This window comes from Pseudarthrobacter sp. NPDC080039 (assembly GCF_040702335.1).
Taxonomy (GTDB): domain Bacteria; phylum Actinomycetota; class Actinomycetes; order Actinomycetales; family Micrococcaceae; genus Arthrobacter; species Arthrobacter enclensis_A.
The window spans coordinates 1-24,975 of record NZ_JBFBKY010000029.1 but is presented as its reverse complement, the minus strand read 5'-3'; the positions used below and the strand labels follow the sequence as shown (position 1 = coordinate 24,975).

Genomic DNA, 24,975 nt, shown 5'->3' with positions numbered 1-24,975 from the left:
ACAGGAGTTGCCCAAATGCCCACAGACCGAAGCAAGACCGACTCTTCAGCAGGCGCCAGGAACGCCCGCGGAACCGACCCGTCAGCCGCTGCGGCTGCCAAGAAGCACAGGTTGCTGCCACGCCGCCGGCTCAAGGAATCCGATGTCAACGTGGTGGACCAGCCCATGCTTAAAAAGGCATTGGGCGGAACCATCGTTGGCAACACCATGGAATGGTACGACGTAGGCGTCTTCGGCTACCTCATCACCACCATGGGCCCGGTATTCCTTCCTGAGTCCGACCCCACCACGCAGACGCTGTTCCTCCTTGGAACCTTTGCCGCCACCTTCATCGCCCGCCCGCTCGGCGGCGTGATCTTCGGCTGGCTGGGCGACAAGATGGGCCGCCAGAAGATCCTGGCCACCACGCTGATGATCATGGCCGCCAGCACCTTCCTCGTCGGCGTCCTGCCGGGCTACGCCCAGATCGGACTCTGGGCAGCCGCGCTGCTGGTGCTCCTCAAGGTCATCCAGGGCTTCTCCACGGGTGGTGAGTACGCGGGCGCCACCACGTTCGTCAGTGAATACGCCGCTGACAAGCGCCGCGGCTTCTTTGCCAGCTTCCTTGACCTCGGCAGCTACCTGGGCTTCGCCATCGGTGCCGCCCTGGTCTCCGTACTGCAGCTGACCCTCGGCCAGAGCACCATGGAGGACTGGGGATGGCGCATCCCGTTCCTGGTGGCCGGTCCTCTGGGCCTCATCGCCGTCTACTTCCGGAGCAAGATCGAGGAATCGCCGCAGTTCCAGGCCACCCTTGACGCCCAGGAGGAAAACGCCAGGAATGCCTCCGCGGATGACACTTCCGCGGCCAAGGGCCCCGTGGGAATCGTCAAGGCCTACTGGCGGCCGATCATCGTTGCCATGGTTGTGGTGGCCGCTGCCAACACGGCCGGTTACGCGCTGACGTCCTACATGCCGACCTACCTGACCGATTCCAAAGGCTACGACGAAGTGCACGGCACACTGCTGACGATTCCCGTCCTGGTCGTCATGAGCCTTTGCATCCCGCTTACCGGCAAGCTCTCCGACCGGATCGGCCGCCGTCCCGTGCTCTGGATCGGCGCCATCAGCACGATCGTCCTGGCCATCCCGGCCTTCATGCTGATTGGTATTGGGCAGATCTGGTCCACACTGGCGGGCCTGGCCCTGGTCGCCTTCCCTGTCACCTTCTACGTGGCCAACCTTGCCTCGGCCCTCCCGGCCCAGTTCCCCACGTCCAGCCGCTACGGCGCCATGGGCATCGCCTACAACTTCGCCGTGGCCATCTTCGGCGGCACCACGCCCTTCATCGTGGCCGCGCTGATCAGCGCCACCGGCAATGACATGATGCCCGCCTACTACCTGATGGGCACGTCCCTGGTGGGTGCGATCGCCATCTACTTCCTGAAGGAGTCCGCCAACCGCCCCCTCCCGGGGTCGATGCCCAGCGTCGACACCCAGGCAGAGGCAAAGGAACTGGTGGCCACCCAGGACGAGAACCCGCTGATCAACCTGGACGAACTGCCGTTCGAGACCCAGGACGGCACCGACCCGCAGGCACACCGCGGAGTCCCGGCCGGGGCCTGACACCGGCCTTCGGGGCACACTTGTAGCCCACGCCCGCAGGGCCGCCCCGCGTGCTTCCCCCCAAGGAAGCACGCGGGGCGGCCCTTTGCGTTGGCGGGATGTCCCGGGCCCGGATACCAAGCCGGCTGCCGGAGCCGAAGGTCCACGCGACATGTCCCCGTGTGACTGCAGGTATATGACTCGGTCCGGCGCCCGGTGATAGCTTCCAAGAGGCCACAGAGGCAAGCCGCAGCACAGCATTGGAGGGACAGGTCGGGATATGGAGCGCGTAGTGGAGCAGGTACGTGCGCTCCACCGGTTGGAACCTGCCACTAATGACCACCTTGCGGCGGTCCGGGTAGCCCTCAGCGTCGCGTTGCCATCCCTGTTCCTGCTCGCCCTTGGCCGCACGGACCTGATCATCTACGCCGTCTTCGGTGCTCTTACCGGCATGTATGGCCGTTCGGAGCCGCATCAGCTGCGGCTCCCCCACCAGGGCCAGGGTGCCCTGGTGCTGCTCAGTGGCGTTGCGGTGGGGGTAACGCTGTCCGTCAACCACGTCCACTCGTGGTGGCTGGTTGCCGTGGAGGCAACGCTGGCCGGAGCGGGCTCGATCTACTCCGACCGGGTGCGGCTGAAGCCGAACGGGCCCTTCTTCGGCATCCTTGCACTGGGCGCGTGCGCTTCCGTGCCTGCCGCGGTCCCGTGGCACATGGCCATGGTCATTGCGGCCGCATCATCAGTATTCTCCATCCTGGTCGGATTCAGCGGCTGGGTGCGGCGGAGGGCATGGGAGCCCGGAGCCACCCGGAAGGTACCCCGCCGGTCGGCGGCCAGGCGGCGCGAACTCATGGTCCACGCCGCCCGGTATGTACTGGCCGTGGGCGCTGCCGGGACGGTGGGCGTAATCAGCGGCAGCGGCCATCCGCACTGGGCAATGGCAGCCGCTGCAGTACCGCTGGCAGGCGCAGACCTGCCCAGCAGCGTCCGGCGGGGTGTCCACCGCATCGTGGGAACGCTGATTGGCCTGGCGGTCACCGCCGTCGTACTTCTCCCCGGGCCCTGGAGCCTGCCGGCCCTCTACCCCGCGTTGCAGGAACCGGGACACCGGGCCGTGGTGCTGGCCCTCCTGGTGATCCTCTTCCAGTTCGCAACAGAGCTGTTCATGACCAGGCACTATGGCCTCGCGATGGTCTGGTTCACTCCCGTCATCCTGCTGATGACCCAGCTTGCTGCACCCATCGAACCGCGGGTCCTGATCCTCGAGCGCGCCGTGGAGACCCTGGTAGGGGCGTTGTTGGGAATCCTTGTAGTGGTGGCTGTCCGCCGGCCCGGTTCACGGAAGCGTCCGGCCTTCCTGGGCCAGGGACCGCTACTTCGGCTTCCGCGCCGGCCCCGCCATTAGCCGCGCAGGAGCCACTTTGGCGACTGCGGCCACTGCCTTGTAGCGCTTGGACGGAATGGACACCGCCTTGCCGCGCTCATTGTCCGCCAGGCCTTCCCGGACCACCCGCTCGGCACGCAGCCATGTCCAGGACGGCGCCACGGACTTGTCCATCCCCATCCGGTCATGGAACTCGGTATGGGTGAACCCGGGGCAGACAGCGGTCACCTTGATCCCGCGCTGGCGGTAAGCCATGTTGGCCCACCGGCTGAAGCTCACCAGCCAAGCCTTCGCCGCGGAATAGGTGCCACGGGGCAGGAACGCGGCCACGCTGGCAACATTGATAATCCGGCCCTCCCCGCGCTCAAGCATTCCCCGCAGCGCCGCATGGGTAAGCATCATGGAGGTCTCGGCATGCAGCTTCAGGTGCCTCTTCTCGTCCTCCGCGTGGTTGTCCTCGAAGTTGTGCAGCAGCCCGATGCCCGCATTGTTCACGAGGATCCCGACCGGCCGCGCAGCATCCTGAAGGCGTTCGACGACGGCGGCGACGTCCTCGTCCTGCGTCAGGTCGGAGGGGAGCACCTCAACCGTGATTCCATACTGCCGCCGAAGCTCCTCCGCTGTTTCCGCGAGCCGCGCTGCGTTGCGCGCCACCAGCACCAGATCGTTCCCCTGCGCGGCGAGCTGCTTGGCGAATTCGTGTCCGAGCCCGGCGCTGGCGCCGGTGACGAGTGCTGTGGTCCGTGAGCTGGAGGGAGTCATGATGCAAGCCTAGCCACAGAGGCCAGGGCCGGCGCCGGCACGTGCACCCCGAAGGCGCCGCGAGGTGCCTGGGCGTGCCGCGTGCCGAGCCTTTGGTTGACCGTGCCCTGTGCAGGTTTTCCCAAGTGCAACTTGTGCAACATTTAGTAAGCATGCTTTGCTTGTGGGGATAGATGAACCTCCGCAAGCAGTTCGCGGCGGGGTTGCCAACGCTGGCGGTCCCGTGAAAGAAGCCCAAGGAAGAACATAATGACCACCGCAATGGAACACCAGCCGGCCGCGTTTGGGGAGCGCAATGAGGCAGCTGGGCAGCTTTTGGCCACCACAGTACCCGTCGACGCAGGGCTGCTTTTGACCCTCAACTCCCGCATGCATTGCCGCACGCCCATGGAGCGCGTCGACCCCGCGGAGATGCCGCTCCGGCAGCCCGTGTACGTGGACGGAAACTCCGTCGTCGCCCTGCGGCCCGGATCAGTGCCGGAAAGCATCGTCACGTACCGCTGCGCCTGCGGTTTCACCATTGATGACCCTGGAACCGCCATGGCAGTCAGCGACCGGGCGCTCGCCAGCTAACGGGCCTTCCGCCGCCCGGCGGCCGGCCGCCGCTGTCAGCCGTCAGCCTTGGGGCCAGTCGACGAACTGTTCGTAGCCTTCGTGCTTTCGCAGATAGCTGGAAATGAACGGGCAGTGCGGAATGATGCGCTTGCCCGTGGCCACCACGTCATCCAGGGCGAAGTGGGCCAGGACTTTAGCGAGACCCTGGCCCTCGAAGTCCTGCCCGGTCTCGGTGTGGGTGAAATCGATGTGCCCGGGAAGGTCGCGGAAGAAGGCCTGCACGGCAATTCTGTCATCCACCAGGAGCTCGTACCGGTGCTGCGCATCGTTGCGCCGCAGCGAGACGTTGGCGGTGAATTTGTCCTCCGCGGACGCAGTGTTCTCGGTCATGGTCTGACACTGGCACTACTTCACCCCGCTGGCAATGCCCCTTCTCCCCTTCTTCGCCCGGGTTCTGACGTGGGCTCTGGCTTTGCGGCCGCCACCGGAGACAGCCATCCGCCGGTGCCCCGGCGAAAAGCCGCCCAGCAAAAGCACTGCCACCAAAAAACAAACAGCGCCGGCTGCGAGCAGTCCCAGCGACAGTCCGCTGAGCGCCGCATCCGCCACCGGGATAAACACCACGACGACGGCGGCCCCCGCCACGGCAGGCCGGCAGCGGAGGGCGTGCATCGCCGTCGTCCGTTCCTCCAGGTGCCCAAAGGCCGCCGCCACCGGCAGGAGCAGCAGGACCAGCGCAAGGACGACCAAAGGCCGCGACCACCACCATCCAGCGGTGCCGGAGGCCGGTTTGGGGATCGGCGCCAGGAGCAGCAACCCGGACATGGCGCCAAGCAGGGGCAGGTGCCACAGGTATACGGTGAGGGACCTGGACCCGGCTACCCTCAGCAGCCGGCTGATCCAGCCCACCCGGGCCAGGGGCGCCAGGACCGGCCGGGCGAGCTCCAGGGCGCCCAGTTGCGCAACGCCCAGGATTACCAGGGTCAGGTTGGGCGGATTGAGGTTCACCAGCATGTTTCCCCGGTACAGCCCCAGCCCGGTCACCAGGCCCAGCAGCAGGTGCGCCGCAATGGTCAGGCCCAGCAGGCCGGAGCGCGAGAGTCGGGAAAAATGGCCGTCCACGGCCAGGAAGCCCAATTGCTGGACGGCGCACCACACGAACACCAGGTTGATATTGGCCAGGTCCGGAAGTGCGCCGCGCAGGCAGTCGACGGCGACCACCAGCGCGGTGAGCAGGCCGAGGGTCAGCCAGGGGGCCCGGCCATGCAGCGCGGCCAGCACCGGAATGTTCAGCTGCGCGGCGAGGTACGCTGCCAGGAACCACAGTGGCATGGCGGCGCCGGTGGCCATGAGCTGGACCACTTCCTGGTCCACGCCGAGTACGCCGGCCACGGACAGGCCAACTGCCATCGTGGCCAACAGGGCAGTGGCGGGCCGGACCAGCCGCAGGAGGCGGGCGCGGATGAACTGGGCAGCAGTGCCGCCGGCCTCCTTGAGCCGCCGCCAGGACTGCAGCCCCGTCACCCCTCCCGTAACGAAGAACAGGGGCATCACCATGAAGATCCAAATGACGGGCTCGAACCAGTCCTGGATCGCCAGCGTGTTTTCCGTGGTCACGGTACCGTCAGGGTGCAGGACGGGGCTGACCATCATCGAATGCCCCACCAACACCAGCACCAGGCAGATGAAACGGACAAGGTCGATGGCCGGATCACGGTTTGCCGTGTCCGGCCCGGTTTCTGTCCCCTGCCCGCCGGTGCGCACTGGGGCCTACAACGACTCGACGCTGCCCACGGCACTATTGTGCACCCCGCAGCGGGCGGGTTTAAGGACCATAGGGCCCTGCGAGTCCCTACTGCAGGACTGCGGGCAGCGCCAGGACGACGGCGGGCACGGGCGTGCTGCCCTGCGTCACGGCGGCGCGGAGGTACCTGCGCCCGGCAAAAAGGAGGCCAGGACCGGCTGCTTGATCCTGGCCTCCCGTCTGTGGCGGGTCCGGCTACCGCGCCAGCGTGGCCAGGGTGGTGGCGGCAAAGCCCTTGGCCGACGTGTTCCACATGGCCAGCAGGCCCTGCAGGTTCTCGCCGTCGGCCCGGTGGCCGGCAAGCTGATCCTGGAGAGTGGCCAGCACGCCCGTCCGCAGTTCGGTGTTGAAGTTGACCTTGCCAACGTTCATGGCGGCGGCTTTGACCAGCTCTTCGGCCGGAATCCCGGAGGCACCGTGCAGCACCAGCGGAATGTGGACCCGAGCTGCGATGTCCTGCAGCACGTCCCAGCGCAGCCGCGGCTCACCCTTGTACTTGCCATGGACGTTGCCCACGGCGACGGCCAGGAGCTGCGCACCGGTGCGGGATACGAAGTCCTCCACCTGCGCGGAGTCCGTCAGGCCTGCCACGTCCACGCCTGACTGGCCTGCCGGCTGGCCGGCGGAGAAGGCGCGGTCCTCGTCGCCGGCCAGGCCGCCGAGTTCCGCCTCGAGGACCACGTCGGGGCCCAGCAGCGCCCGGGCATCCCGGACCAGCGCGATGTTCTCCTCGTAGGGAAGGGACGAACCGTCGGCGAGGACCGAATCCGCCCCTGCCGCGACGGCGTCGGCCATCACGTTGAGGTCCGACGCGTGGTCAAGCTGCACCGCGACCGGCACAGCGGCAGCCTCCGCCAGTCCGCGCAGCGCCGCGATGAGCCGGAGGCCGTTCGCAGTGGCGGCGGTCTTCGGGGCCACCAGCAGGATCACTCCCCTGCCGGAGTCCTCGGCGGCGCCCACCACGGCCAGCGCCGTGGTGAAGTCGTAGCAGGTGAAGGCCGGCACGGCGGAACCCTGCTGTAGGGCGGAGGTGACCAGGTGGTCCAGTCGGGTACGCATCAGACCCCCAGGCCTCCCACCAGGATCCAGGCAATGAAGGTCAGCACGAAGCCCGCCAGGCCCAGGATGGTGGTGAGGACCGTCCAGGTCTTCAGGCCGTCGGAAACGGTGAGGCCGTAGTAGCGGACCACCACCCAGAAGCCGGCGTCCGTGACGTGCGACAGGCCCAGGGCGCCGAAACCGATGGCTATGACGATCACCGCGATCTGCGCCGGGCTATAGCCGCCGCCGCTGACGGCCGCGGACAGCAGGCCGGTGGTGGTCACGATGGCCACGGTTGCCGAGCCCTGGGCGGCGCGCAGGGCGAGCGAGATGATGAAGCCGAGCAGCAGCAGCGGGACGCCGAGGGTGTCCAGGGTCTTGGACAGCGCCGAACCGATGCCGGAGACCTGCAGCACGTTGCCGAACACGCCGCCGGCGGCCACCACCATCAGGATGGAGGCGATGGGAGGCAGGGAGCCTTCGAAGATTTCACCTGTTTCCCGGAAGGACCAGCCGCGGCGGACGGCCAGCAGGAAAAAAGACAGCGCCACGGCCACCAAGAGGGCCAGAAAGGGGTTGCCGATGAACGATGCAAGCCCGTAGAGGGGATCGGACTTGGGGATCACGAGCGTGCCAACCGTGCCGAGGAGGATCTGCACGATGGGTGCTGCGATCAGGAAGATGATCAGGCCCGGCCGGGGCGGAGCGATGGCTGCGGCACCGGGGCCGTCGTGGCCCACCTTGACCGGGGAATCGGAGCCGAACTCCTCCACCTGGGCCTTCACGGCGGGCAGCAGTTCGTAGTCCTTGCGGTTCATGATGGAGGCCACCCAGTAGGACAGGAAGCCCAGGGGCACGCAGATCAGCAGCGAGATCAGGGCGATGAGCCCGATGTCGGCGCCGAGCACGCCCGCGCCGGCCACGATGCCCGGGTGCGGCGGAACGGCTACGTGGATGGAAAGCATGATGCCGGCCATGGGCAGGCCGAACTTGACCGGGTGCACCTTGGCGATCTTGGCGAAGGCGTACACGATGGGCACCAGCACGATGATGCCCACCTCGAAGAAGACGGGGATCGCAACGAGGAAGCCGACGGCGGTCAGGGCCACGGCCACGCGGCGCGCGCCGAGCTTGCGGGTGAAGTGGTCGGCCAGCGACTGGACGCCGCCGGACACCTCGATCATGCGGCCCAGCACGGCGCCGAGCGCGATCAGGATGGCAACCTTGCCCATGGTGCTGCCGACGCCGCTGGAGACCACCGTGAAGATGTCCTGCAGCGGGATGGTTGCGGCCACGGCCACCAGGATGCTGACGGTGAGCAGGGCCACGAAGGCCTGGATCTTGAAGCGGATGATCATCACCAGCAGGATGGCGATGCCCGCCGCTGCGATGGTGAGCAGCACCGGGGTGCCCAGCTCAACGGCGGGCTTGATGGCCGGGGCGTCGGCTGCCCGCTGTATCAGCGGACTCATCAGGTGGTTCACGGGGAGTTGTCTCCTTTGACGGGCCGGCCCCGGGGCAGGGCGGCATCACGGAATGGTGGGGTGGGGATTAAACGTTGCGGGACTGCGCCGGCAACGCTGGGAGGTACGACGACGGCGGAGGGGGGACCGCCGTCGTCGTCCCTTTTATGCCGCGAGGGCGGAAGGGTCGCTTACTTGGTGCGCTTGGCGGGCGCGACAACCTTGATGACGGCGGAGTCGTCGGCGGCGGCAAGGCCCTGGGCCTGGCCCAGCAGGTAGAGCTGCTCGGCCGCAGCGGCAACGGGGGCTGCCAGGCCGGCTGCACGGGTGGCCTTGCCCACGATGCCCATGTCCTTGACGAAGATGTCCAGGCGGGAGAGGACCTCGGCGCCTTCCTCGTTGTAGGCCTCCAGGATGCGGGGGCCGCGGTTGGAGAGCATGAAGGAGCCTGCCGCGCCTGCTTCGAGGGCGGCGAGGGTCTTGGCCTGGTCCAGTCCGAGCGCGTCGGCGAGGGCCAGGGCTTCGGCGGCGGCGGCGATGTGCACGCCGCACAGGAGCTGGTTGACCGTTTTCAGGGCCTGGCCGTCACCGGGGTTGTCACCCACCACGGTGAGCGTGGAGGCCAGCAGGTCCAGTGCCGGGGCCGCCTTGGCGCGGGCTTCGGGGGAAGCACCCACGACAATCAGCAGGTCGCCTTCGCCGGCGCGCTTGGGGCCGCCGGACAGTGGGGCGTCCACCAGGTCCACGCCATATTCGGCCAGTTTGGCGACTGTGGCGGGGATGGCGTCGGTACCCACCGTGCTGCCCAGGATCACGACGGCGCCGGGCTCCAGGACGGAGGCCACGCCGTTCTCCCCGAAGAGGACATCGTTGAGCTGTTCGCCGTTGCGGACGGCCAGGAGGACGGCGTTCGCGCCCTTGGCGGCTTCGCGGGCGGTGGTGAAGGTGGCGATGCCGGCTTCTTCGGCGAGCTTGAGGCGGGGCTCGGCGATGTCGAAGCCGTGGACGGTCAGCTGGGAGGCCAAACGGGTGGCCATGGGCAGGCCCATGGCGCCGAGGCCCAGGACGGTGACGGTGTAGTTGCTGGTCATGGTGTCTCTCCGTTGAATTAAATAGGGGCCACGCTCGGCGGGTTCCCTGGCCGAGCTTGCGAGGTTAGGGGGCGAATGGGGATGTGCTGAGCTTGCGGGTGACCTGGGCCAGGGAGTCGTCGTCGCCCACGTTGCCGGCGAACACGATGTAGGGAATGCCCTTGGCAGGTCCGTCCACCGGTTCCCAGAGGCTGACGATGCCCGGGAGCATGGGGCCGCGGACAATGGCGTGGCGGATTTCCAGGCCGTGGGCTGCGACGTCCGAGGAGGTGATGCCGCCCTTGGCAATGACGAACCGGGGCGGGAAGGTCTTCAGCGTGCGGTTGACCACGTCCACGACGGCGGCGGAGACGGTGCGCGCGATCCGCAGGCTTTCGGCGGGGTCCTCGGTCTTGATGAGCAGGCGGCTGGTGTGGACGATGACGTCGCCGGCGTGGAGGGCCTCGACGACGGCGGCAACGGTCTGGTCCAGGTGCGCCTTGGCCTCCGGCTCGGCGCCCAGGAGTTTCTCGACGTCGATCTCGATGATCCGGGCGGAGCTGTGTTCGGCGGTGAGGACGTTGAGCTGGCGCGTGGTGAGACCTACGTGCGATCCCACGACGATCAAGCCGCCGGCCTCCGACGGAGTATTGCCCGCGTAGGCCTCTTCGGAGGTGAGCGCCGCGCGGACTTCCTGGCCGATGCGGCCGCGGACAAACGGCGGACCTACGCGGTACAGGAGCTTCTTGCCGCGGCGTTCGGCTTCCTCCAGGCCCAGGGCCAGGGCGCGGAAGTCGTTCTCGGTGACGATGTCCGCCACGATGGGAGTGGAGTCCGTGGCCAGCTCGATGGCGTCGGCGATGGCCTTGGCGGAGATGGCCGGATCCTGGGCGGCGGCGCCGGCCCGGATGATGTTGAGGTCCAGCACGATGACGGAGTCGGCAGGGAACCGGCCCTGCGACTTCTCTGCGATGTAGTCCGCCATGACGGACGTGCTGAAGCCGAAGGTGGCGTCCTTGGCGAACTCGGTCGCGGAGACCGGAACCAGGGTCCCCGCGGCGTCGCCGGTGCCGCGCATGTAGTGGACGCCGCCAATGGTGAGGCGGCCGGCGTCGGGGAATGCCGGTACCAGGACAACGCCGTCGGTCTTTTCCCCGCTGACCTGGGCGACAGTAGCTGCGATGACGTCCGGCTCCAGGGGGAAATGGCCGCGGAGGGTGGAATCGCTGCGGCTGACGAAGCCCAGGCGCAGCGTGTCCGGCGATCCTGCTGCCGCCAGGGCATTGCGGACCACTTCCTCATTCCGGGCTGCCGCTTCTGCGGGGTCGAGGCTGCGCGTGTTGGTGAGGACGTAGACAGCGGGCTTGCCCTGGCCGAAGGCCCAGGTGAAGTCCTCCACGTCCCAGCGGGTGAGCACCGGCAGGTCCGCCACGGACTGCGTGCCGGTGGGGTCGTCGTCGAGCACCACCAGGACGCGGGGAACTGCCGCCTTGGAAGCGGCCAGCGCGCCGGCAACCAGGCCGGCCGGGATCTCGAGGTCTGCCGGATAGGCGGCCAGAACGTCTGCTTCAAGCGTCACAGTGCACTCCGTTGTGTAGCGATCCGGGCTGGCGGATCCAGATGTAAAGGTAGCTGTAAGATGTCTGACATCTTGCATTTGATGTTAGTGTGGCACACGGCATACGGACGCGCAAGTACACTTGTCTGACATATCCGCCGCGGAAGCCGGAAGCAGGAATCGGGGGCAACATGGCAAGGAAGTCGCTGGTAGGCGTTGTGGCCGATGAGCTGCTTGACCGCATCATCGACGGCGAGTTCCCGCCAGGGTCCACCGTCCCCGGGGAACACGAGCTGAGCGCCCGACATGAAGTCAGCCGCATGACCGTCCGCGAGGCCATGAAGACGCTGCAGGCCCAGCGCATCCTGAGCGTGGAGCGCGGCCGCGGCACCTTCGTCAACCCACTCAGCCGCTGGGCCTCCCTCGAAGCCGTCCTGCGCGCGGCAGCGGAGGGCAAGAACGACGCCGATGCCTCCATCCAGCTGATCGAGCTCCGCCGGATGCTCGAAACGGGAGCGTGCGAGCTCGCCGCCGGACGGATTGCGGAAGAGGACATCACCGCGCTCTTCAACTACGTTTCAGCGATGAAGGCCGCCAACAGCATCAACGACGTCGCGGCCTTCGTCGAAGCGGACCTCGCTTTCCACGACGTCATCCTGCGGGCATCCGGGAACGTCTTCGTGTCGGTCCTGTTCGAGCCGCTGCATCGGGTCCTGGAAAAGCGCCGGACGGAGACCTCTGCCGTTCCCCAGATCCAGGAACACGCCATCGGCCACCACCAGAACATTGCCGAGGCACTGCGGTCCCGCGACTCCGTTAGGTCCCGCGAGGCCATGGACGCCCACATGCAGCAGACCCTGGACGACCTGAAGCAGCTGGTACTTGAAGCCAAATAGCGGCCATTTGCCGGAAGCAACGCTTTCCGCGTTCCTCTTTCAACGGTCCCGGAGTCCTACTAGGCTTCAGGGACGGCCCGCAACCGGGAGCATTGACGACCACGAGGAGCGAAGTTGTCCAACCACACGTACAGCATTTCTGAAATTGTCGGCACCTCCACCCAGGGCGTGGACGACGCCGTCCGCAACGGTATTGCCAAGGCATCCCAGACCCTGCGGAACCTGGACTGGTTCGAGGTCAAGGAGGTCCGCGGCCACCTTGAGGACGGGAAGGTCGCGGACTGGCAGGTCACCATCAAGATCGGCTTCCGCCTGGAAGAGCACTGACTTAAACACAGCTGACCCGCAGCCTGCGTCGCGGAACATGGTTCCGGCCACCGTTGGCTGCGGGTCAGTTGCGCGTCTACGCGGCGATCAGTTTGCTGTGCCCGGGCTGCGCCGCCGCCAGACCGTGGGGACGCCGTCGAACGCCGGGAATACGTGGCCCTCAAAAAAGGACAGGACTGTATGGGGGTCGACGTCGGGGCTCCAGAGCCCGGACGCCGGGCAGTGCGAACCGGTAGCGGTGGAGGCGGCGCCGGCGGACGCCTGGCGCTCCTTCAGCAGGGCGATGCGTTTCATCGTTGAGACCATCCTGGGTGGTAAAAATCCGGGCAGTGAAAGCTGGTACTCCCACCCTACGGAACCGGCGCCCCCGCACCAATGGGCGGCTGGCCAGAAAAGCCTGCTTCCACTGGACGAATGTACAGTGGCTCACACCCCTGGCTTCCCCTAGCCGGCGTCGCTCCGGTCCGCTGCAGCCGCATCCCGCTCCTCGGTGGCCTCCAACGCGGCGCCCAGGCTGCCCAGCAGGGCCAGGGCGTCCGACGACGGCGATCCCGGGCGCGCGGAGTACACCCGGAGCGTCTGGTCGGCGTCCTCCGGCAGGACAAGGTTTTCAAAGTTCAGTTCCAGGTCCCCCACAGAAGGGTGGTGCAGCCGGACAGTCCCGGCGGCGCGGGTGGCAACCCGGTGGCCCGCCCACCACTGGCGGAAGTGTTCACTATGGACGGCCAATTCACCCACCAGGTGGTTCGCCTGGGGATCGTTGGGGTGCCGCCCCACATCCAGCCGCAGGGATCCTACGGCTTCAGCAGCCACCGTCTTCCAGTCCCTGAAGAGTTCCCGGGCGGCCGGATCCAGGATGGTCCAGCGGGTGAGGTTCCGCTCGGCGGGCGGCAGGGCCGGGAAATCGGCGAACAGCAGGAACGCCATCCTGTTGCCCGCCAGCACGTCGTTGCGGCGCCCCAGCACCAGGGCCGGGACATCCCCCACCGCGTCGAGCAGTTGGCGAAGCGCCGGCCGGACACCCTGGGCGGCATTGGCGCCAGGCTCCCGCGGAGCGCCTGCGCAGTTTTCGAGCAGGTCCAGCATGTGCGCGTGTTCGCTGCTGTCCAGGCGCAGCGCCCGGGCCACCGCGTCCAGTACGGTGCGCGACGGGTGGATGTTGCGGCCCTGCTCCAGCCGTACGTAATAGTCGGTACTGACTCCCGCGAGCCGCGCCACTTCCTCCCGCCGGAGACCGGGGACGCGGCGGGCACCCGTGCTGGCGCCGGTCCCGGCGACCTCCGGGCTCAACCGGGACCGCATGGCTTTGAGGAATTTTCCGAACTCGGCGCTTTGACCCATGCAGACCATTGTGCCTGCGTCAGGTGCCCGGCTCTACAACGAAGGTAGGACTGGCGGTCCTAGGAAAAACAGGAACAGCCTTGGCTGCTGACTTGGTCACGGAAAGTACATAGGCTCGGGAGTGAGCCGGTGAAACCGCTTTCTTCTTCGTCGGGCAGTCGGCAACGAATCCCAGCACCATACGTTCCAAGGAGCACACACCCATGTCAGAGCTGACACTCAACAATGGCGTCACCATCCCGCAGCTCGGCTTCGGCGTTTTCCAGGTCCCGCCGGAAGACACCCAGCGCACCGTGGAGGATGCCCTCGAGGCCGGGTACCGCCACATCGATACGGCAGCGGCGTACCGCAACGAGGCCGGGGTAGGGGCAGCCCTTGCGGCCACCGGCATCCCCCGCGAGGAGATCTTCGTGACCACCAAGCTCCGCAACGGCGAGCAGGGCCGGGCCCAGGAGGCGTTCCAGAACAGCCGCAAGACCCTGGGCCTGGACTTCATCGACCTCTACCTCATCCACTGGCCGGTTCCTTCGCAGGGCCTCTTCGTCCAGGCGTGGAAGGAGATGGAGCGGCTGTATGAGAACAAGGAAATCCGCGCCATCGGGGTCTCCAACTTCCTCTCCGACCACCTGGACACCCTGCTGGAGTCGGCAGAAACCGTGCCGGCCGTCAACCAGATCGAACTGCACCCCAGCTACCAGCAGGCAGACCTTGTCGCCAAGTGCCGGAGCCTGGGAGTCGCCGTCGAGGCGTACAGCCCGCTTGGCCAGGGCGGGGACCTGAACGGAAATGCCGTCACGGCGATCGCCAACGCCCACGATGCCACCACGGCCCAGGTGGTGCTCGCCTGGCACCTGGCCAATGGCAACATCGTGATTCCCAAGTCGGCAAACCCGGACCGCATCCGGGAAAACTTCGCGGCGTCATCCGTGACCCTGTCCCAGGACGAACTGGCCGCCATTACCGCACTGGAATCGGGAGCCCGCATCGGGTCCGATCCCGCCGTCGCCGCTTTCACCCAAATGTAGGTTCCGGCACTCGCTGCCACCGAAACCGAAAGGATTTTCCATGCAGTACACCCATTTGGGCCGATCCGGCCTGAAAGTCTCCCGCCTCTGCCTGGGCACCATGAACTTTGGGCCCCAGACGGAGGAGGCGGACGCGCACAGCATCATGGATTCCGCGCACGAAGCCGGCATCAACTTCTTTGATACTGCCAACGTCTACGGCGGCGCGGAGCACCGCGGCTGGACCGAGGAGATCATCGGGCGCTGGTTCGCCAAGGGCGGCGAGCGCCGCGAGCACACGGTCCTGGCCACCAAGCTCTACGGCACCATGACGGACCGGCCCAATGAATCGAAGCTGTCCGCGCTGAACATCCGCCGGGCCCTGGATGCCAGCCTCAAGCGCCTGCAGACCGACTACATCGACGTGTACCAGTTCCACCACATTGACCGTGACACCCCGTGGGACGAGATCTGGCAGGCCATCGAGGTTGCCGTGCAGCAGGGGAAGATCCTCTACTCGGGCAGCAGCAACTTTGCCGGCTGGCACATCGCCCAGGCCCAGGAAGCAGCGCGCCGCCGGAATTACACCGGCCTGGTCAGCGAGCAGTCCATCTACAACCTGTTCATGCGCCAGGTGGAACTCGAAGTCATTCCGGCTGCGCAGCAGTACGGCCTGGGGCTGATCCCCTGGTCGCCGCTTCAGGGCGGGCTGCTGGGTGGCGTGCTGAAGAAAGAACGCCAGGGAGTCCGCCGCACCGAGGGCCGGGCCGCCGAAACGCTGAAGAAGCATGAGGACCAGATTCGCCAGTATGAGGACTTCGCCGACGAGCTGGGCCACGAACCCGGCGACGTTGCCCTGGCCTGGCTCCTGCACCAGCCTGCGGTGACCGCACCGATCGTGGGCCCCAGGACCCAGGAACAACTGGATGCCGCCATCCGCGCCCTGGACGTCACACTCGACGCAGACGCGCTCAAGCGGCTGGACGACATCTTCCCCGGCCACCGCACGGCACCGGAGGACTACGCGTGGTAACCACGCTTCCGTCCCGTACGGTGTCGCCGGCGAACATCCTGTTCATCGGCGGCACCGGCGTCATCAGCACGGCTGCGGCGGAACGCGCCGTCGCACTGGGCCACCGGCTGACCATCCTCAACCGGGGCCAGTCCACGAGGCCGGTCCCGGAAGGGACCGAGGTGCTGCATGCCGACGTTCGTGACCCGGAGGCCGTCCGCGAGGTGCTGGGCGGCAGGGAGTTCGACGCCGTGGCGGACTTCATCTCCTACACCCCGGACCAGGCGCAAACCAGCATGGACCTGTTCCGGGACCGGGTTGGGCAGTACGTCTTCATCAGCTCCGCCTCCGCGTACCAGAAGCCGCCCACCAGGCTTCCCATCCGCGAGTCCACGCCGCTGAAGAACCCGTTCTGGCAGTATTCGCGCGACAAGATCGCCTGCGAGGAACTGCTCTTCCAGGCGTACCGGGAGGAGGACTTCCCGGTGACGGTGGTCCGGCCGTCACACACCTACGACCGCACCAAGATCGCGATGGTGGGCGGCTGGACAGACATCCACCGCATGCGCAACGGCCTGCCGCTCATGGTTCACGGGGATGGCACCTCGCTGTGGACGCTGACGCACAGCAAAGACTTCGCCAAGGCATTTGTCGGGCTGCTCGGACGGCCCCAGGCCGTGGGCGAGAGCTACACCATCACCTCGGACGAATACCTGCCGTGGAACCAGATCTACCAGCTCTTCGCCCGGGCGGCCGGCGTCCGCGAACCCGAACTGGTGCATGTGGCGTCCGAAACCATCGCCGCCCATGACCAGGAACTGGGTTCCAACCTCCTGGGCGACCGGTCCCATTCGGTGGTGTTCGACAACACCAAGATCAAATCCCTGGTCCCGGACTACACCGCCACCATCCCGTTCGCGGACGGCGCCCGGGAGATCGTGGAGTGGCACGACAACCACCCGGAGCTGCAGCAGGTAAACGGGGCCTACATGCAGCTTTCGGACAAGCTCACCGCCTGGTCCCGCCGGGGCGCCTGAACACCGGCCACGGACTGGAAACTGGCCTGCCGGATCCAGCGGCAGGCCAGACGCGTTTAACCGCTGTGCTACATTTCGGCGCATGACCTCGTCCCCTTCGAACCATCCTGCCGACGGGCATCCCGCCGACGGCCCCGTTGCGGCGGCCATCGGGCTTCTGGCAAACAAGGGATTCGACGCGACATCCGTAGAGGAGCTGGCAGAAGCCTCGGGCATGAGCCGCAGCACGTTCTTCCGCAGGTTTGGGTCCAAGGAGGACGTCGTCTTCGCCGACCACGAGCGGATCCTGGCCCAGGTGAACCAGCGGCTCGCCGAATCAAGGCTGGAACCGCTGGCTGCCGTTGCGGAGGCAGCCATGCTGGTCTTTGAGCACCACCTGCAAAACCCAGCAACCTCCCGGGCCAGGCACGGGCTGCTCCAGGCGGTTCCGGCCCTGCGGGACCGGGAACTGGTGACATCCCACCGGTACGAGCGAGCATTCCTGCACTACCTCAATGACAAACTGCCCCGCGATGGCGGCCGTGAGTACAAGGCCGTGGCCTTCGCAGCCGCGGTGGTGGCCGTGCACAACGCATTCCTCCGGGACTGGCTTCGTGCGGCGCCTGCCGCCGGACAAGCCGACTCCGGGGACCGGAAGCGGGCGGCAGCCCTCGCCGCCGAGCTTCAGGCACTCTCGGAAACGTTCAGGCCGGCACTCCTCGGCGCCGGGGCCGCCGCTCCTCTTGCGCCGACCGTCGTCGTCACCGTTCTTTCCGGTGCCGCGGACAAGGACGCGGTGGCCCAGGCGGTCCGCGACGCCCTCCCCTGATCTCCCCACCGCTCTTGAAACTGAGTTTCTTGACGTGGAACTGCGTTTCAATGCATCCTTAGAGCGTGTGGTGCAGGCCACACGGCCCCGGCCTCCCCGCCGCCGCTGATTCGAAGGATGCATATTCATGACGACGACGTCACCCGGCCCCGCGCCCACCATCACCGGAGGTGCGCCGAAGTTTCCGGCCGGAACGGTAGAGCCCGAGTACCTTCTCACCGAGGCCCTCGGCACCGATCCCGCCTCCGTCTTCGCCGGCATCAACGCCGAAGACCGCGCGTACTGGGACCGCGCCCGCCGCTTTGTCCAGGACGAGGTCCTCCCCGTCATCGACGGCTACTGGGAACGCGGCGAGTACCCGCTGCACCTCCTCCGGCGCCTTGGCGAACTGGACCTGATCCGCGACGGCGTACCGGTGGACGGTTTTGCACCGATGAGCAGCATGGCCGCCGGTTTGGTGAACATGGAAATCAGCCGCGGCGACGGCTCTGTGGCAACGATGGTCGCAGTCCAGGGCGGCCTGGCGTTGCGGTCCGTGGCTGAATGCGGCTCCGGCCCCCAGAAGGAGCGCTGGCTTCCGGCGATAGCCAGCGGCGCGGAATACGCGGCTTTCGCCCTGACCGAGCCCACCCACGGATCGGACTCCGTGGCCCTGGAAACTACGGCCACCCGTACCCACGGGGGTTTCCTGCTCAACGGTGAAAAGAAGTGGATCGGCAACGGTTCCGTCGGCGGCCTTACGGTCGTCTGGGCCCGGGGCGATGACGGCCAGGTCCATGGCTACCTGGTTCCACAGGACTCCCCCGGCTACAGCGCCAGCAAGATCGAAGGCAAACTCGCCCTCCGTGCCATCTGGCAGGCGCACATTCGATTGGAGAACGTCTTCGTTCCGGAAGAGAGCGTCCTGCCCGGCGCCCGGACCTTCAAGGACACGGCCCGCGTCCTGCTGGCCACGCGCCTGGGCGTGGCCTGGTCCGCCGTCGGGCATGCCACTGCCTGCTACGAGACGGCCGTCCAGTATGCCAAGCAGCGCAAGCAGTTCGGGCGCCCGCTGGCCGCCTCCCAGATCGTCCAGGAGCGGCTCGCGCGGATGCTCAGCGAACTGGCCACCATGCAGCTGATGGTGGTGCAGATGACGCGGCTCGATGAAGCCGGAGCGCTGACCCCCGAGCAGGCCTCCCTGGTCAAGTACACCTGCACCCGGACGGCGCGCGGCATAGCCTCAAATGCCCGCGACCTTTTGGGCGGCAACGGCATCCTGCTGGAAAACCGCGTGGCACGGCACCTGGCTGACATCGAAGCCATCCACACCTACGAAGGCACAGAGACCATGCAGGCCCTCATTATCGGCCGGGGCATCACCGGCACCTCCGCCTTCGCCTGACCTCCCTCCCTGGTCTTGGCCAGGCCTCCCCGAAAGGACCGTTCTTGAACCAGAACGCCAACATCCCCGTCATCCTGGGCGGCGCCCGCACTCCGTTCGGCAGGTTCCGCGGCGGCCTGACGCCCTTCTCTTCAAGCGATCTGGGCGCCCATGCCATCCGCGCCGCGCTGGAACGCACCGGCGTGGCGCCGGAGCAGATCGGGGCCGTCATTGTCGGCCAGGTCATCCAGGCCGGCGCCGGCCAGGGGCCCGCACGCCAGGCCAGCCTGGCCGCGGGAATCGGCTGGGACGTCCCCACCATCACCATCAACAAGCTCTGCCTGTCCGGGCTGACGGCAGTCATTGACGCCGCCAGGATGATCCGCACCGGGGAAGCCGACTTCATCGTCGCCGCAGGCCAGGAGTCGATGACCAACGCACCCCACCTGGTCCCCGGGCTCCGCGCGGGCGTCGTCATCGGCGACGCCCCCATGCTCGACTCCCTGAACCACGACGGGCTGCAGGACCCTGTCAGCGGCAAGCTGATGGGTGAGGCCACCGACGCCGGCAACACCGAACGCGGCATCACCCGCGAGGAGCAGGATGCCGTGGCTGCGCGTTCGCACCAGCGCGCCGAGGCTGCCCGCGTCGCAGGAGTGCTGGCCGAAGAGATTGCGCCAATCGAGGTGCCGCAGCGCAAGGGAGCCGCCGTGGTCCTTGAGCACGACGAGGGCATCCGTCCGGAAACAACGCCCGAATCCCTGGCCCAGCTCCGTCCGGCATTTTCGAAGGATGCGGCCGCCACCATTACCGCCGGGTCCTCCTCTCCGCTCTCCGACGGCGCGGCGGCACTGGTCATTGCCAGCAAGGCGGCGGCAGAGGCCGCGGGGTTGGAGTGGATTGCGGAGATCGGGGCGCACGGGCAGACAGCCGGGCCCGACGGGTCCCTGCACTCCCAGCCCGCCCGGGCGATCGAGCGCGCACTCAAGGAAGAGGGGCTCACCGCGCAGGAACTGGACCTGGTGGAGATCAACGAAGCGTTCGCCTCGGTCCTCATCCAGTCCGCCAACGATCTCGGGATTGAAACGGAGACCGTGAACGCGGAAGGCGGTGCCATCGCCCTGGGCCATCCCGTCGGCGCCTCGGGCGCACGCCTGGTGCTGCACCAGGCGCTGGCGCTGAAGCGCCGCGGTGGAGGCACCGGCGTCGTAGCCCTCTGCGGGGGCGGCGGCCAGGGCGACGCACTCGTCCTCAAAGCGTGACCCTCCCAACGAAGAAGCAGGCCATGACCAACACCAACTCCGCTGACGGCTTCGCCACCATCTCCGTGGCTGCCGTCCTGGCAGAATCAGCAAAGAGGACCCCCGACAGCATTGCCCTGGTGGTCGGCGAGGACCAGGTGAGCTATGGCGACCTCTGGCGCCAGACCCGCTCGTACGCCGGCGCGCTGCGGGCCCGCGGCATCGGCCCGGGAGACGCCGTCGCCGTCCTGATTCCCAACGTCCCGGACTTCGCCAGGGTGTACTACGCCATCCTGTCCCTTGGCGCCATCGTGGTCCCGGTGCACGCCCTGCTCAAGGCCCGCGAGATCGAATATGTCCTGCAGGACAGCGGCGCCAAGCTGCTGATCTGCGCCGCTCCGCTGCTCGGCGAGGGCGCCGCAGGTGCCTCGGCCAGCGGAGTGGACGTGGTGACGGTCATGGCTTCCGACGACGGCGGGTTTCCACGGCTCGAAACGGAAGCTGCGTCCGCGGAGCCGATCCGGACGTACGAGCCCTGCCGCCCGTCCGACACGGCCACCATCCTGTACACGTCCGGCACCACGGGCAAACCGAAGGGCGCGCTGGGCACCCACTTCGCGCTGGTGGAACAGACCAGCACCCTGCTGACCAGCGTGATGGACTTCCGGCCCGGCGACGTCCTCTTTGGCGGCCTGCCGCTGTTCCATACCTTCGGCCAGACGGTGGTGCTCAACACGGGTCTACGCGCCGGCGCCACGATCGTCCTGATGCCGCGGTTCACCGGCCCGGACGCCCTGAAGCTCCTGGCCCGGCACAACGTCAACATCTTCATTGGAGTGCCCACCATGTATGTGGCGCTCCTGGAAGCAGCCAAGACGGTGCCGGACCGGCCGGCAGCCCTGCGGTACGGCGTTTCCGGTGGTGCGTCGCTTCCGCTGGCCGTCATGGACAAGTTCCGCGACGTCTACGGCGTGGAGATCCATGAAGGCTACGGCCTCACCGAGACCTCCCCCGTGGCAGCCTTCAACCACGTTGGCACGGCGCCGCGGCCGGGCACCATCGGGGTCCCCATCTGGGGAGTAGACATCGAAATCGCCCGGCCGGAGGTGGTGGAGAGAATCGAACTGGTGCCCAACGGTGAGCTCGGCGAACTGGTCATCCGCGGGCACCTGCTGATGAAGGGCTACCTCAACCGGCCCGAGGCCACGGCTGAGGCCGTGGTGGACGGCTGGTTCCGTTCGGGGGACCTTGGCACCAAGGACGACGACGGGTACCTCACCATTGTGGACCGCAAGAAAGACATGATCATCCGCAACGGCTACAACGTCTACCCGCGGGAGGTCGAGGAAGTCCTGCTGACCCACCCGGCGGTGGTCAGCGCCGCTGTCTACGGCATTCCGGACGCCGTTCACGGTCAGGAGATCGCCGCCGCCATCGTGCTGGACGCCGGGGCAACGGTCAGCGAGTCCGAGCTGATCGACTTCGCAAGCGCCCAGCTGGCGGCCTACAAATACCCGCGGGTGGTCCGGATCCTCTCCGAATTGCCACTGGGACCCAGCGGGAAGATCCTCAAGCGGAAGCTGGCGGAGGACCCGGCCTAAGGCCAGGTGCTCCATCAGCGCGCCGCACTTGGGAATTTCCTTCGTTCTGCCGAAAGGACCGGCCTTGACCGCCACCAGCCGTACTGACTACGCCACCCTCGACGTTCCAGTGCGCGGCGGTGTCCTCCGAACCGCGATCTGGGGGCCTGCGGACCCAACGGCACCCACGGTCCTCGCGGTGCACGGCGTGACATCGTCACATATGCAGTGGGCTGTCCTCGCCGACGCCCTTCCGGACACCCGCATTATCGCTCCGGACCTGCGGGGCCGGGGCCGCAGCAGCAGCCTGCCGGGCCCGTACGGGATGGCCACGCACGCGCAGGACCTGGCGGCTCTCCTGGACGCTGTTGATGTGCGGCAGGTGTTGGTGCTGGGACACTCCATGGGCGCTTTCGTGGCAGAGGTCTTCGCGCACCTGCACCCGGACAGGGTCAGCGCGCTGGTCCTGGTCGACGGCGGCCTGCCGCTCCCCATTCCGCCCGGCGTCACCATCCCCCAGGCCATCCAGGCCATCCTCGGGCCTGCCGCCGCCCGGCTGTCCATGACCTTCCCCGATCACGGGACGTACCTGGAATTCTGGCGCGGCCACCCGGCCTTCGCCGACGGCTGGAACGACGCCGTTGAAGCGTATGCCCGGTATGACCTTCTGGGTGAACCGCCGGAACTCCGCCCCTCGACCGCCGTCGAGGCCATGAGCGAGGACTCCGCCGACCTCTTGGCCGGGGAAGCGGTCCCCCGGGCCCTGGAACAGCTGCGGCATCCCGCGGTGCTGTTGTGGGCGCCACGCGGCCTCCGGGACGAATCCCCGGGCCTGTACACGCAGGAGATCGTGGACCGCCACCTGCATGGCCGTGCCTGCCTGCGGGCCGAACTGGTGCCGGACGTGAATCACTACACGATTGCCATGGGCCGGTCCGGTGCGGAACGGATAGCTGCTGTGATCAACGGGCTGCTGAACCGGGAGAGCGCCATTTCCGGTTAATGTCCGGGCCATTCCCGCAAGATTGTCCCGGCGTCCCTGGGCCGGGACGGCCGGCAGAGGGCAGACTGATGGCATGACACTTGCACCGCTCATCGAACTCAATGACGGCAACGGGATTCCGCAGCTGGGGCTTGGCACCTGGCCTCTGGACGACGAACAGGTGGCTGCCGCCGTCGTCCAGGCCGTGGAAGCCGGCTACCGGCACATCGATACCGCTGTGAAATACGGCAACGAACGCGGAGTGGGCAACGGCATCCGGGCCAGCGGCGTGGACCGCAGCGAGCTGTTCATCACCACGAAGCTTGACGGCGAATTCCAAGGCCATGACCGCGCGGTGGCCGGCCTGGAGGGATCGCTGAAGCGACTGGGTCTGGATTATGTAGACCTGCTGCTGATCCACTGGCCGCTGCCCGGCAGGGACCAGTACGTGTCCACCTGGCAGACATTTGAGCGGCTGCAGGCAGAGGGAAAGGTCAGGTCCATCGGGGTATCCAACTTCAAGCCTGCCCACCTTGAAAGGCTCATGGCCGAAACCGATGTGGTGCCGGCCGTGAACCAGATACAGCTCAGCCCCGCCATCACCCGGACGGCTGAGCGCGAATTCCACTCCCGTCATGGAATTGTCACGGAATCCTACAGCCCTCTTGGCGGCTCAGGCGCTGGTTTGCTCAGCGCCCCCGTCCTTTCCCAATTGGCGGAAAAACACGGAAAAACCCCCTCCCAGCTGGTCCTGCGGTGGCACGTACAAAACGGATTGGTAACGATTCCCAAGACCTCCTCACCGGGCCGGATGGCAGAGAACCTGGACGTCTTCGATTTCGCCCTGGACCCGCAGGATCTAGCGGAACTTTCGGTCTTGGACGAGGGGCCCGGGGCAGGCAATGATTCCGACAGGACCGGGCACTAAACCCGCCCAGAAGTGCACTTTTTACGAGAAACGGGGTTGGCAAAAAGATAGTAAGCATGATTACTATTGAGCCAGAAGGACGAAGTGCCTCCGGAACATGGGGGCCTCCTTTACTTAGGAAGAGAGCGACAAATGGGATTTATTGCATTTCTGATTCTCGGACTTATTGCCGGTGCGATCGCTAAGGCGATCCTCCCGGGCAGGCAGGGTGGCGGCTGGGTCATCACCCTGATCCTGGGCGTCGTTGGCGCATTGCTCGGTGGCTGGCTGGGCGGGATGATCTTCGGCAGTGGACTGCAGGAGTTCTTCTCGATCCAGACGTGGCTGCTGGCGATCGTCGGCTCGCTGATCGTCCTTGCCATCTATGGCATGGTCACCAAGCGCAGCGCCCGCGGATAACTGCACGGGCAAGCCAGGAGGCCGGCCTGGGGACACCATCCCCGGGCCGGCTTTCATTTTCTCCGGCACCGGCGCCTTGCCGCCCCCGGCCGGGACTGACAACCTTCTCGCAGAGCAGGAGTTCATCGTGAAAAACAAGCTTCTTTTGGGTGTAGGCGTTGCCGTCGGCTATGTCCTTGGCTCGCGGTCAGGCCGTGCCGCCTACGACAAGCTGAAGGCCCGCGCGGTCGGCATCTGGGACAGCAAGCCGGTCCAGGACAAGGTTTCCGTGGCCACGGAAACCTTGAAGGAAAAGGCTCCTGACGTGGCAGACCAGCTGGGCGAAGCTGCGCGCAGGGCCGGGACGGTGATTGGTTCTGCCATGCATCGCGACAGCACCTCCGGTTCCAAGGCTTCCGGGCCCGACGCAATGACATCCGCAGGTGCTGCGGCCGGCACGTCGCCTGCCCCAACCCAGGGAACTGCCGGCGGCGCGGGGAGCCTTGGCGGAGACCACGTCCCTGCCCACAGCACCCATCCCGACACCACCAATCTGGGCACTTCGGACGGAACCGGAACCAACTCCTGACAGCGCCCCAATCCGTTTCATGACGGAGCACCGCAGTGTGACTTCGGCTTGACCCGGCGTTGTGTTACAAAAGCCTTGCTGGCCGTCGCGATCCTTGGGGGACGTGGCGGCCAGCAGCGTTTAACAGGCTGATCCGGCGTGCTTCCCGGTTTTCCACAAAGGGGTTTTGGGTAGTCTTCATTGTCAGTGGTGGCTGGCAGAGTGGGGTTATGGAGGCCATTGGGGAGGATCTTGGTGGGGCGTACGACGCCGGCAGTTGGCTGTCGCG

General features: G+C 66.9%; 25 protein-coding genes. 16 read left to right on the top strand and 9 right to left on the bottom strand.

What is annotated here, in order from left to right:
* The first annotated feature begins 15 nt into the window (after positions 1 to 15).
* The gene (locus tag AB0313_RS19595; RefSeq protein ID WP_141944203.1) at positions 16 to 1,605 is read left to right on the top strand and encodes an MFS transporter; all 1,590 of its coding nucleotides are present in this window, start codon (positions 16 to 18) and stop codon (positions 1,603 to 1,605) included.
* 259 nt (positions 1,606 to 1,864) lie between these two features.
* On the top strand, positions 1,865 to 2,989 hold the full coding sequence (locus AB0313_RS19590) for an FUSC family protein (RefSeq protein ID WP_366307721.1): 1,125 nt from the start codon (positions 1,865 to 1,867) through the stop codon (positions 2,987 to 2,989).
* Here the strand turns inward: AB0313_RS19590 and AB0313_RS19585 are convergent.
* Positions 2,957 to 3,730: an SDR family NAD(P)-dependent oxidoreductase gene (locus AB0313_RS19585; RefSeq protein ID WP_307312036.1), complete on the bottom strand. Its 774-nt coding sequence runs from the start codon at positions 3,728 to 3,730 to the stop codon at positions 2,957 to 2,959. The genes AB0313_RS19590 and AB0313_RS19585 overlap by 33 nt on opposite strands.
* A gap of 249 nt (positions 3,731 to 3,979) precedes the next feature.
* Here AB0313_RS19585 and AB0313_RS19580 point away from each other — a divergent pair, with 249 nt between their 5' ends.
* A complete protein-coding gene (locus AB0313_RS19580; RefSeq protein ID WP_141944209.1) occupies positions 3,980 to 4,303 on the top strand; it encodes a hypothetical protein in 324 nt (107 codons plus the stop codon).
* 42 nt (positions 4,304 to 4,345) lie between these two features.
* Here AB0313_RS19580 and AB0313_RS19575 read toward each other — a convergent pair whose 3' ends face one another.
* The 6 genes from AB0313_RS19575 to AB0313_RS19550 all read right to left on the bottom strand — a co-directional run bounded on the left by AB0313_RS19575 (position 4,346) and on the right by AB0313_RS19550 (position 11,242).
* Complete coding sequence (locus AB0313_RS19575; protein WP_307312038.1) at positions 4,346 to 4,675, bottom strand: GNAT family N-acetyltransferase; 330 nt, start codon at positions 4,673 to 4,675, stop codon at positions 4,346 to 4,348.
* 15 nt (positions 4,676 to 4,690) lie between these two features.
* Positions 4,691 to 6,049: an acyltransferase gene (locus tag AB0313_RS19570; protein ID WP_307312040.1), complete on the bottom strand. Its 1,359-nt coding sequence runs from the start codon at positions 6,047 to 6,049 to the stop codon at positions 4,691 to 4,693.
* A 235-nt stretch (positions 6,050 to 6,284) separates the two neighbouring features.
* Positions 6,285 to 7,148 carry a class II fructose-bisphosphate aldolase gene (locus AB0313_RS19565; RefSeq protein WP_366307718.1) on the bottom strand — a complete coding sequence of 288 codons (864 nt, stop codon included), beginning with the start codon at positions 7,146 to 7,148 and terminating at the stop codon, positions 6,285 to 6,287.
* Positions 7,148 to 8,614 (bottom strand): GntP family transporter, encoded by a 1,467-nt coding sequence (locus AB0313_RS19560; RefSeq protein WP_366307716.1) that lies wholly within the window; start codon positions 8,612 to 8,614, stop codon positions 7,148 to 7,150. Before AB0313_RS19560 ends, AB0313_RS19565 begins: the two co-directional genes overlap by 1 nt.
* Before the next feature lie 170 nt (positions 8,615 to 8,784).
* On the bottom strand, positions 8,785 to 9,684 hold the full coding sequence (locus AB0313_RS19555) for an NAD(P)-dependent oxidoreductase (protein WP_141944219.1): 900 nt from the start codon (positions 9,682 to 9,684) through the stop codon (positions 8,785 to 8,787).
* Between the two features lie 64 nt (positions 9,685 to 9,748).
* On the bottom strand, positions 9,749 to 11,242 hold the full coding sequence (locus AB0313_RS19550; protein ID WP_366307714.1) for a four-carbon acid sugar kinase family protein: 1,494 nt from the start codon (positions 11,240 to 11,242) through the stop codon (positions 9,749 to 9,751).
* Positions 11,243 to 11,412: 170 nt separating this feature from the next.
* On the opposite strand from AB0313_RS19550, the gene AB0313_RS19545 reads away from it, so the two are divergent.
* Together AB0313_RS19545 and AB0313_RS19540 are read left to right on the top strand one after the other, a co-directional pair.
* A complete protein-coding gene (locus AB0313_RS19545; protein WP_141944223.1) occupies positions 11,413 to 12,117 on the top strand; it encodes a FadR/GntR family transcriptional regulator in 705 nt (234 codons plus the stop codon).
* Between the two features lie 114 nt (positions 12,118 to 12,231).
* Complete coding sequence (locus AB0313_RS19540) at positions 12,232 to 12,444, top strand: dodecin (protein ID WP_141944225.1); 213 nt, start codon at positions 12,232 to 12,234, stop codon at positions 12,442 to 12,444.
* Positions 12,445 to 12,531: 87 nt separating this feature from the next.
* On the opposite strand, the gene AB0313_RS19535 is transcribed toward AB0313_RS19540, so the two are convergent.
* On the bottom strand, positions 12,532 to 12,738 hold the full coding sequence (locus tag AB0313_RS19535; protein WP_141944227.1) for a hypothetical protein: 207 nt from the start codon (positions 12,736 to 12,738) through the stop codon (positions 12,532 to 12,534).
* Positions 12,739 to 12,888: 150 nt separating this feature from the next.
* The gene (locus AB0313_RS19530) at positions 12,889 to 13,785 is read right to left on the bottom strand and encodes a helix-turn-helix transcriptional regulator (protein ID WP_141944229.1); all 897 of its coding nucleotides are present in this window, start codon (positions 13,783 to 13,785) and stop codon (positions 12,889 to 12,891) included.
* Positions 13,786 to 13,988: 203 nt separating this feature from the next.
* Between AB0313_RS19530 and AB0313_RS19525 the strand changes: the two genes are divergently transcribed.
* The 11 genes from AB0313_RS19525 (at position 13,989) to AB0313_RS19475 (ending at position 24,707) form a co-directional block, all read left to right on the top strand.
* A complete protein-coding gene (locus AB0313_RS19525) occupies positions 13,989 to 14,810 on the top strand; it encodes an aldo/keto reductase (RefSeq protein WP_366307711.1) in 822 nt (273 codons plus the stop codon).
* Between the two features lie 40 nt (positions 14,811 to 14,850).
* A complete protein-coding gene (locus AB0313_RS19520) occupies positions 14,851 to 15,822 on the top strand; it encodes an aldo/keto reductase (RefSeq protein WP_141944232.1) in 972 nt (323 codons plus the stop codon).
* Positions 15,816 to 16,838 (top strand): SDR family oxidoreductase, encoded by a 1,023-nt coding sequence (locus tag AB0313_RS19515; RefSeq protein WP_141944234.1) that lies wholly within the window; start codon positions 15,816 to 15,818, stop codon positions 16,836 to 16,838. The genes AB0313_RS19520 and AB0313_RS19515 overlap by 7 nt, the downstream gene beginning before the upstream one ends.
* Positions 16,839 to 16,920: 82 nt before the next feature.
* Complete coding sequence (locus AB0313_RS19510; protein WP_141944236.1) at positions 16,921 to 17,646, top strand: TetR family transcriptional regulator; 726 nt, start codon at positions 16,921 to 16,923, stop codon at positions 17,644 to 17,646.
* 127 nt (positions 17,647 to 17,773) lie between these two features.
* Positions 17,774 to 19,030 (top strand): acyl-CoA dehydrogenase family protein, encoded by a 1,257-nt coding sequence (locus AB0313_RS19505; RefSeq protein ID WP_366307708.1) that lies wholly within the window; start codon positions 17,774 to 17,776, stop codon positions 19,028 to 19,030.
* Between the two features lie 44 nt (positions 19,031 to 19,074).
* Positions 19,075 to 20,271 (top strand): acetyl-CoA C-acetyltransferase, encoded by a 1,197-nt coding sequence (locus AB0313_RS19500; RefSeq protein WP_366307706.1) that lies wholly within the window; start codon positions 19,075 to 19,077, stop codon positions 20,269 to 20,271.
* 23 nt (positions 20,272 to 20,294) lie between these two features.
* Positions 20,295 to 21,851 (top strand): long-chain fatty acid--CoA ligase, encoded by a 1,557-nt coding sequence (locus AB0313_RS19495; protein ID WP_366307704.1) that lies wholly within the window; start codon positions 20,295 to 20,297, stop codon positions 21,849 to 21,851.
* 64 nt (positions 21,852 to 21,915) lie between these two features.
* Positions 21,916 to 22,833: an alpha/beta hydrolase gene (locus AB0313_RS19490; RefSeq protein ID WP_366307702.1), complete on the top strand. Its 918-nt coding sequence runs from the start codon at positions 21,916 to 21,918 to the stop codon at positions 22,831 to 22,833.
* 73 nt (positions 22,834 to 22,906) lie between these two features.
* Entirely contained in the window at positions 22,907 to 23,740 is an 834-nt protein-coding gene (locus tag AB0313_RS19485; RefSeq protein ID WP_141944246.1) for an aldo/keto reductase, read from the top strand.
* 132 nt (positions 23,741 to 23,872) lie between these two features.
* Positions 23,873 to 24,139 (top strand): GlsB/YeaQ/YmgE family stress response membrane protein, encoded by a 267-nt coding sequence (locus tag AB0313_RS19480; RefSeq protein ID WP_043451908.1) that lies wholly within the window; start codon positions 23,873 to 23,875, stop codon positions 24,137 to 24,139.
* Positions 24,140 to 24,266: 127 nt separating this feature from the next.
* On the top strand, positions 24,267 to 24,707 hold the full coding sequence (locus tag AB0313_RS19475) for a YtxH domain-containing protein (protein WP_366307699.1): 441 nt from the start codon (positions 24,267 to 24,269) through the stop codon (positions 24,705 to 24,707).
* Positions 24,708 to 24,975 lie beyond the last annotated feature (268 nt).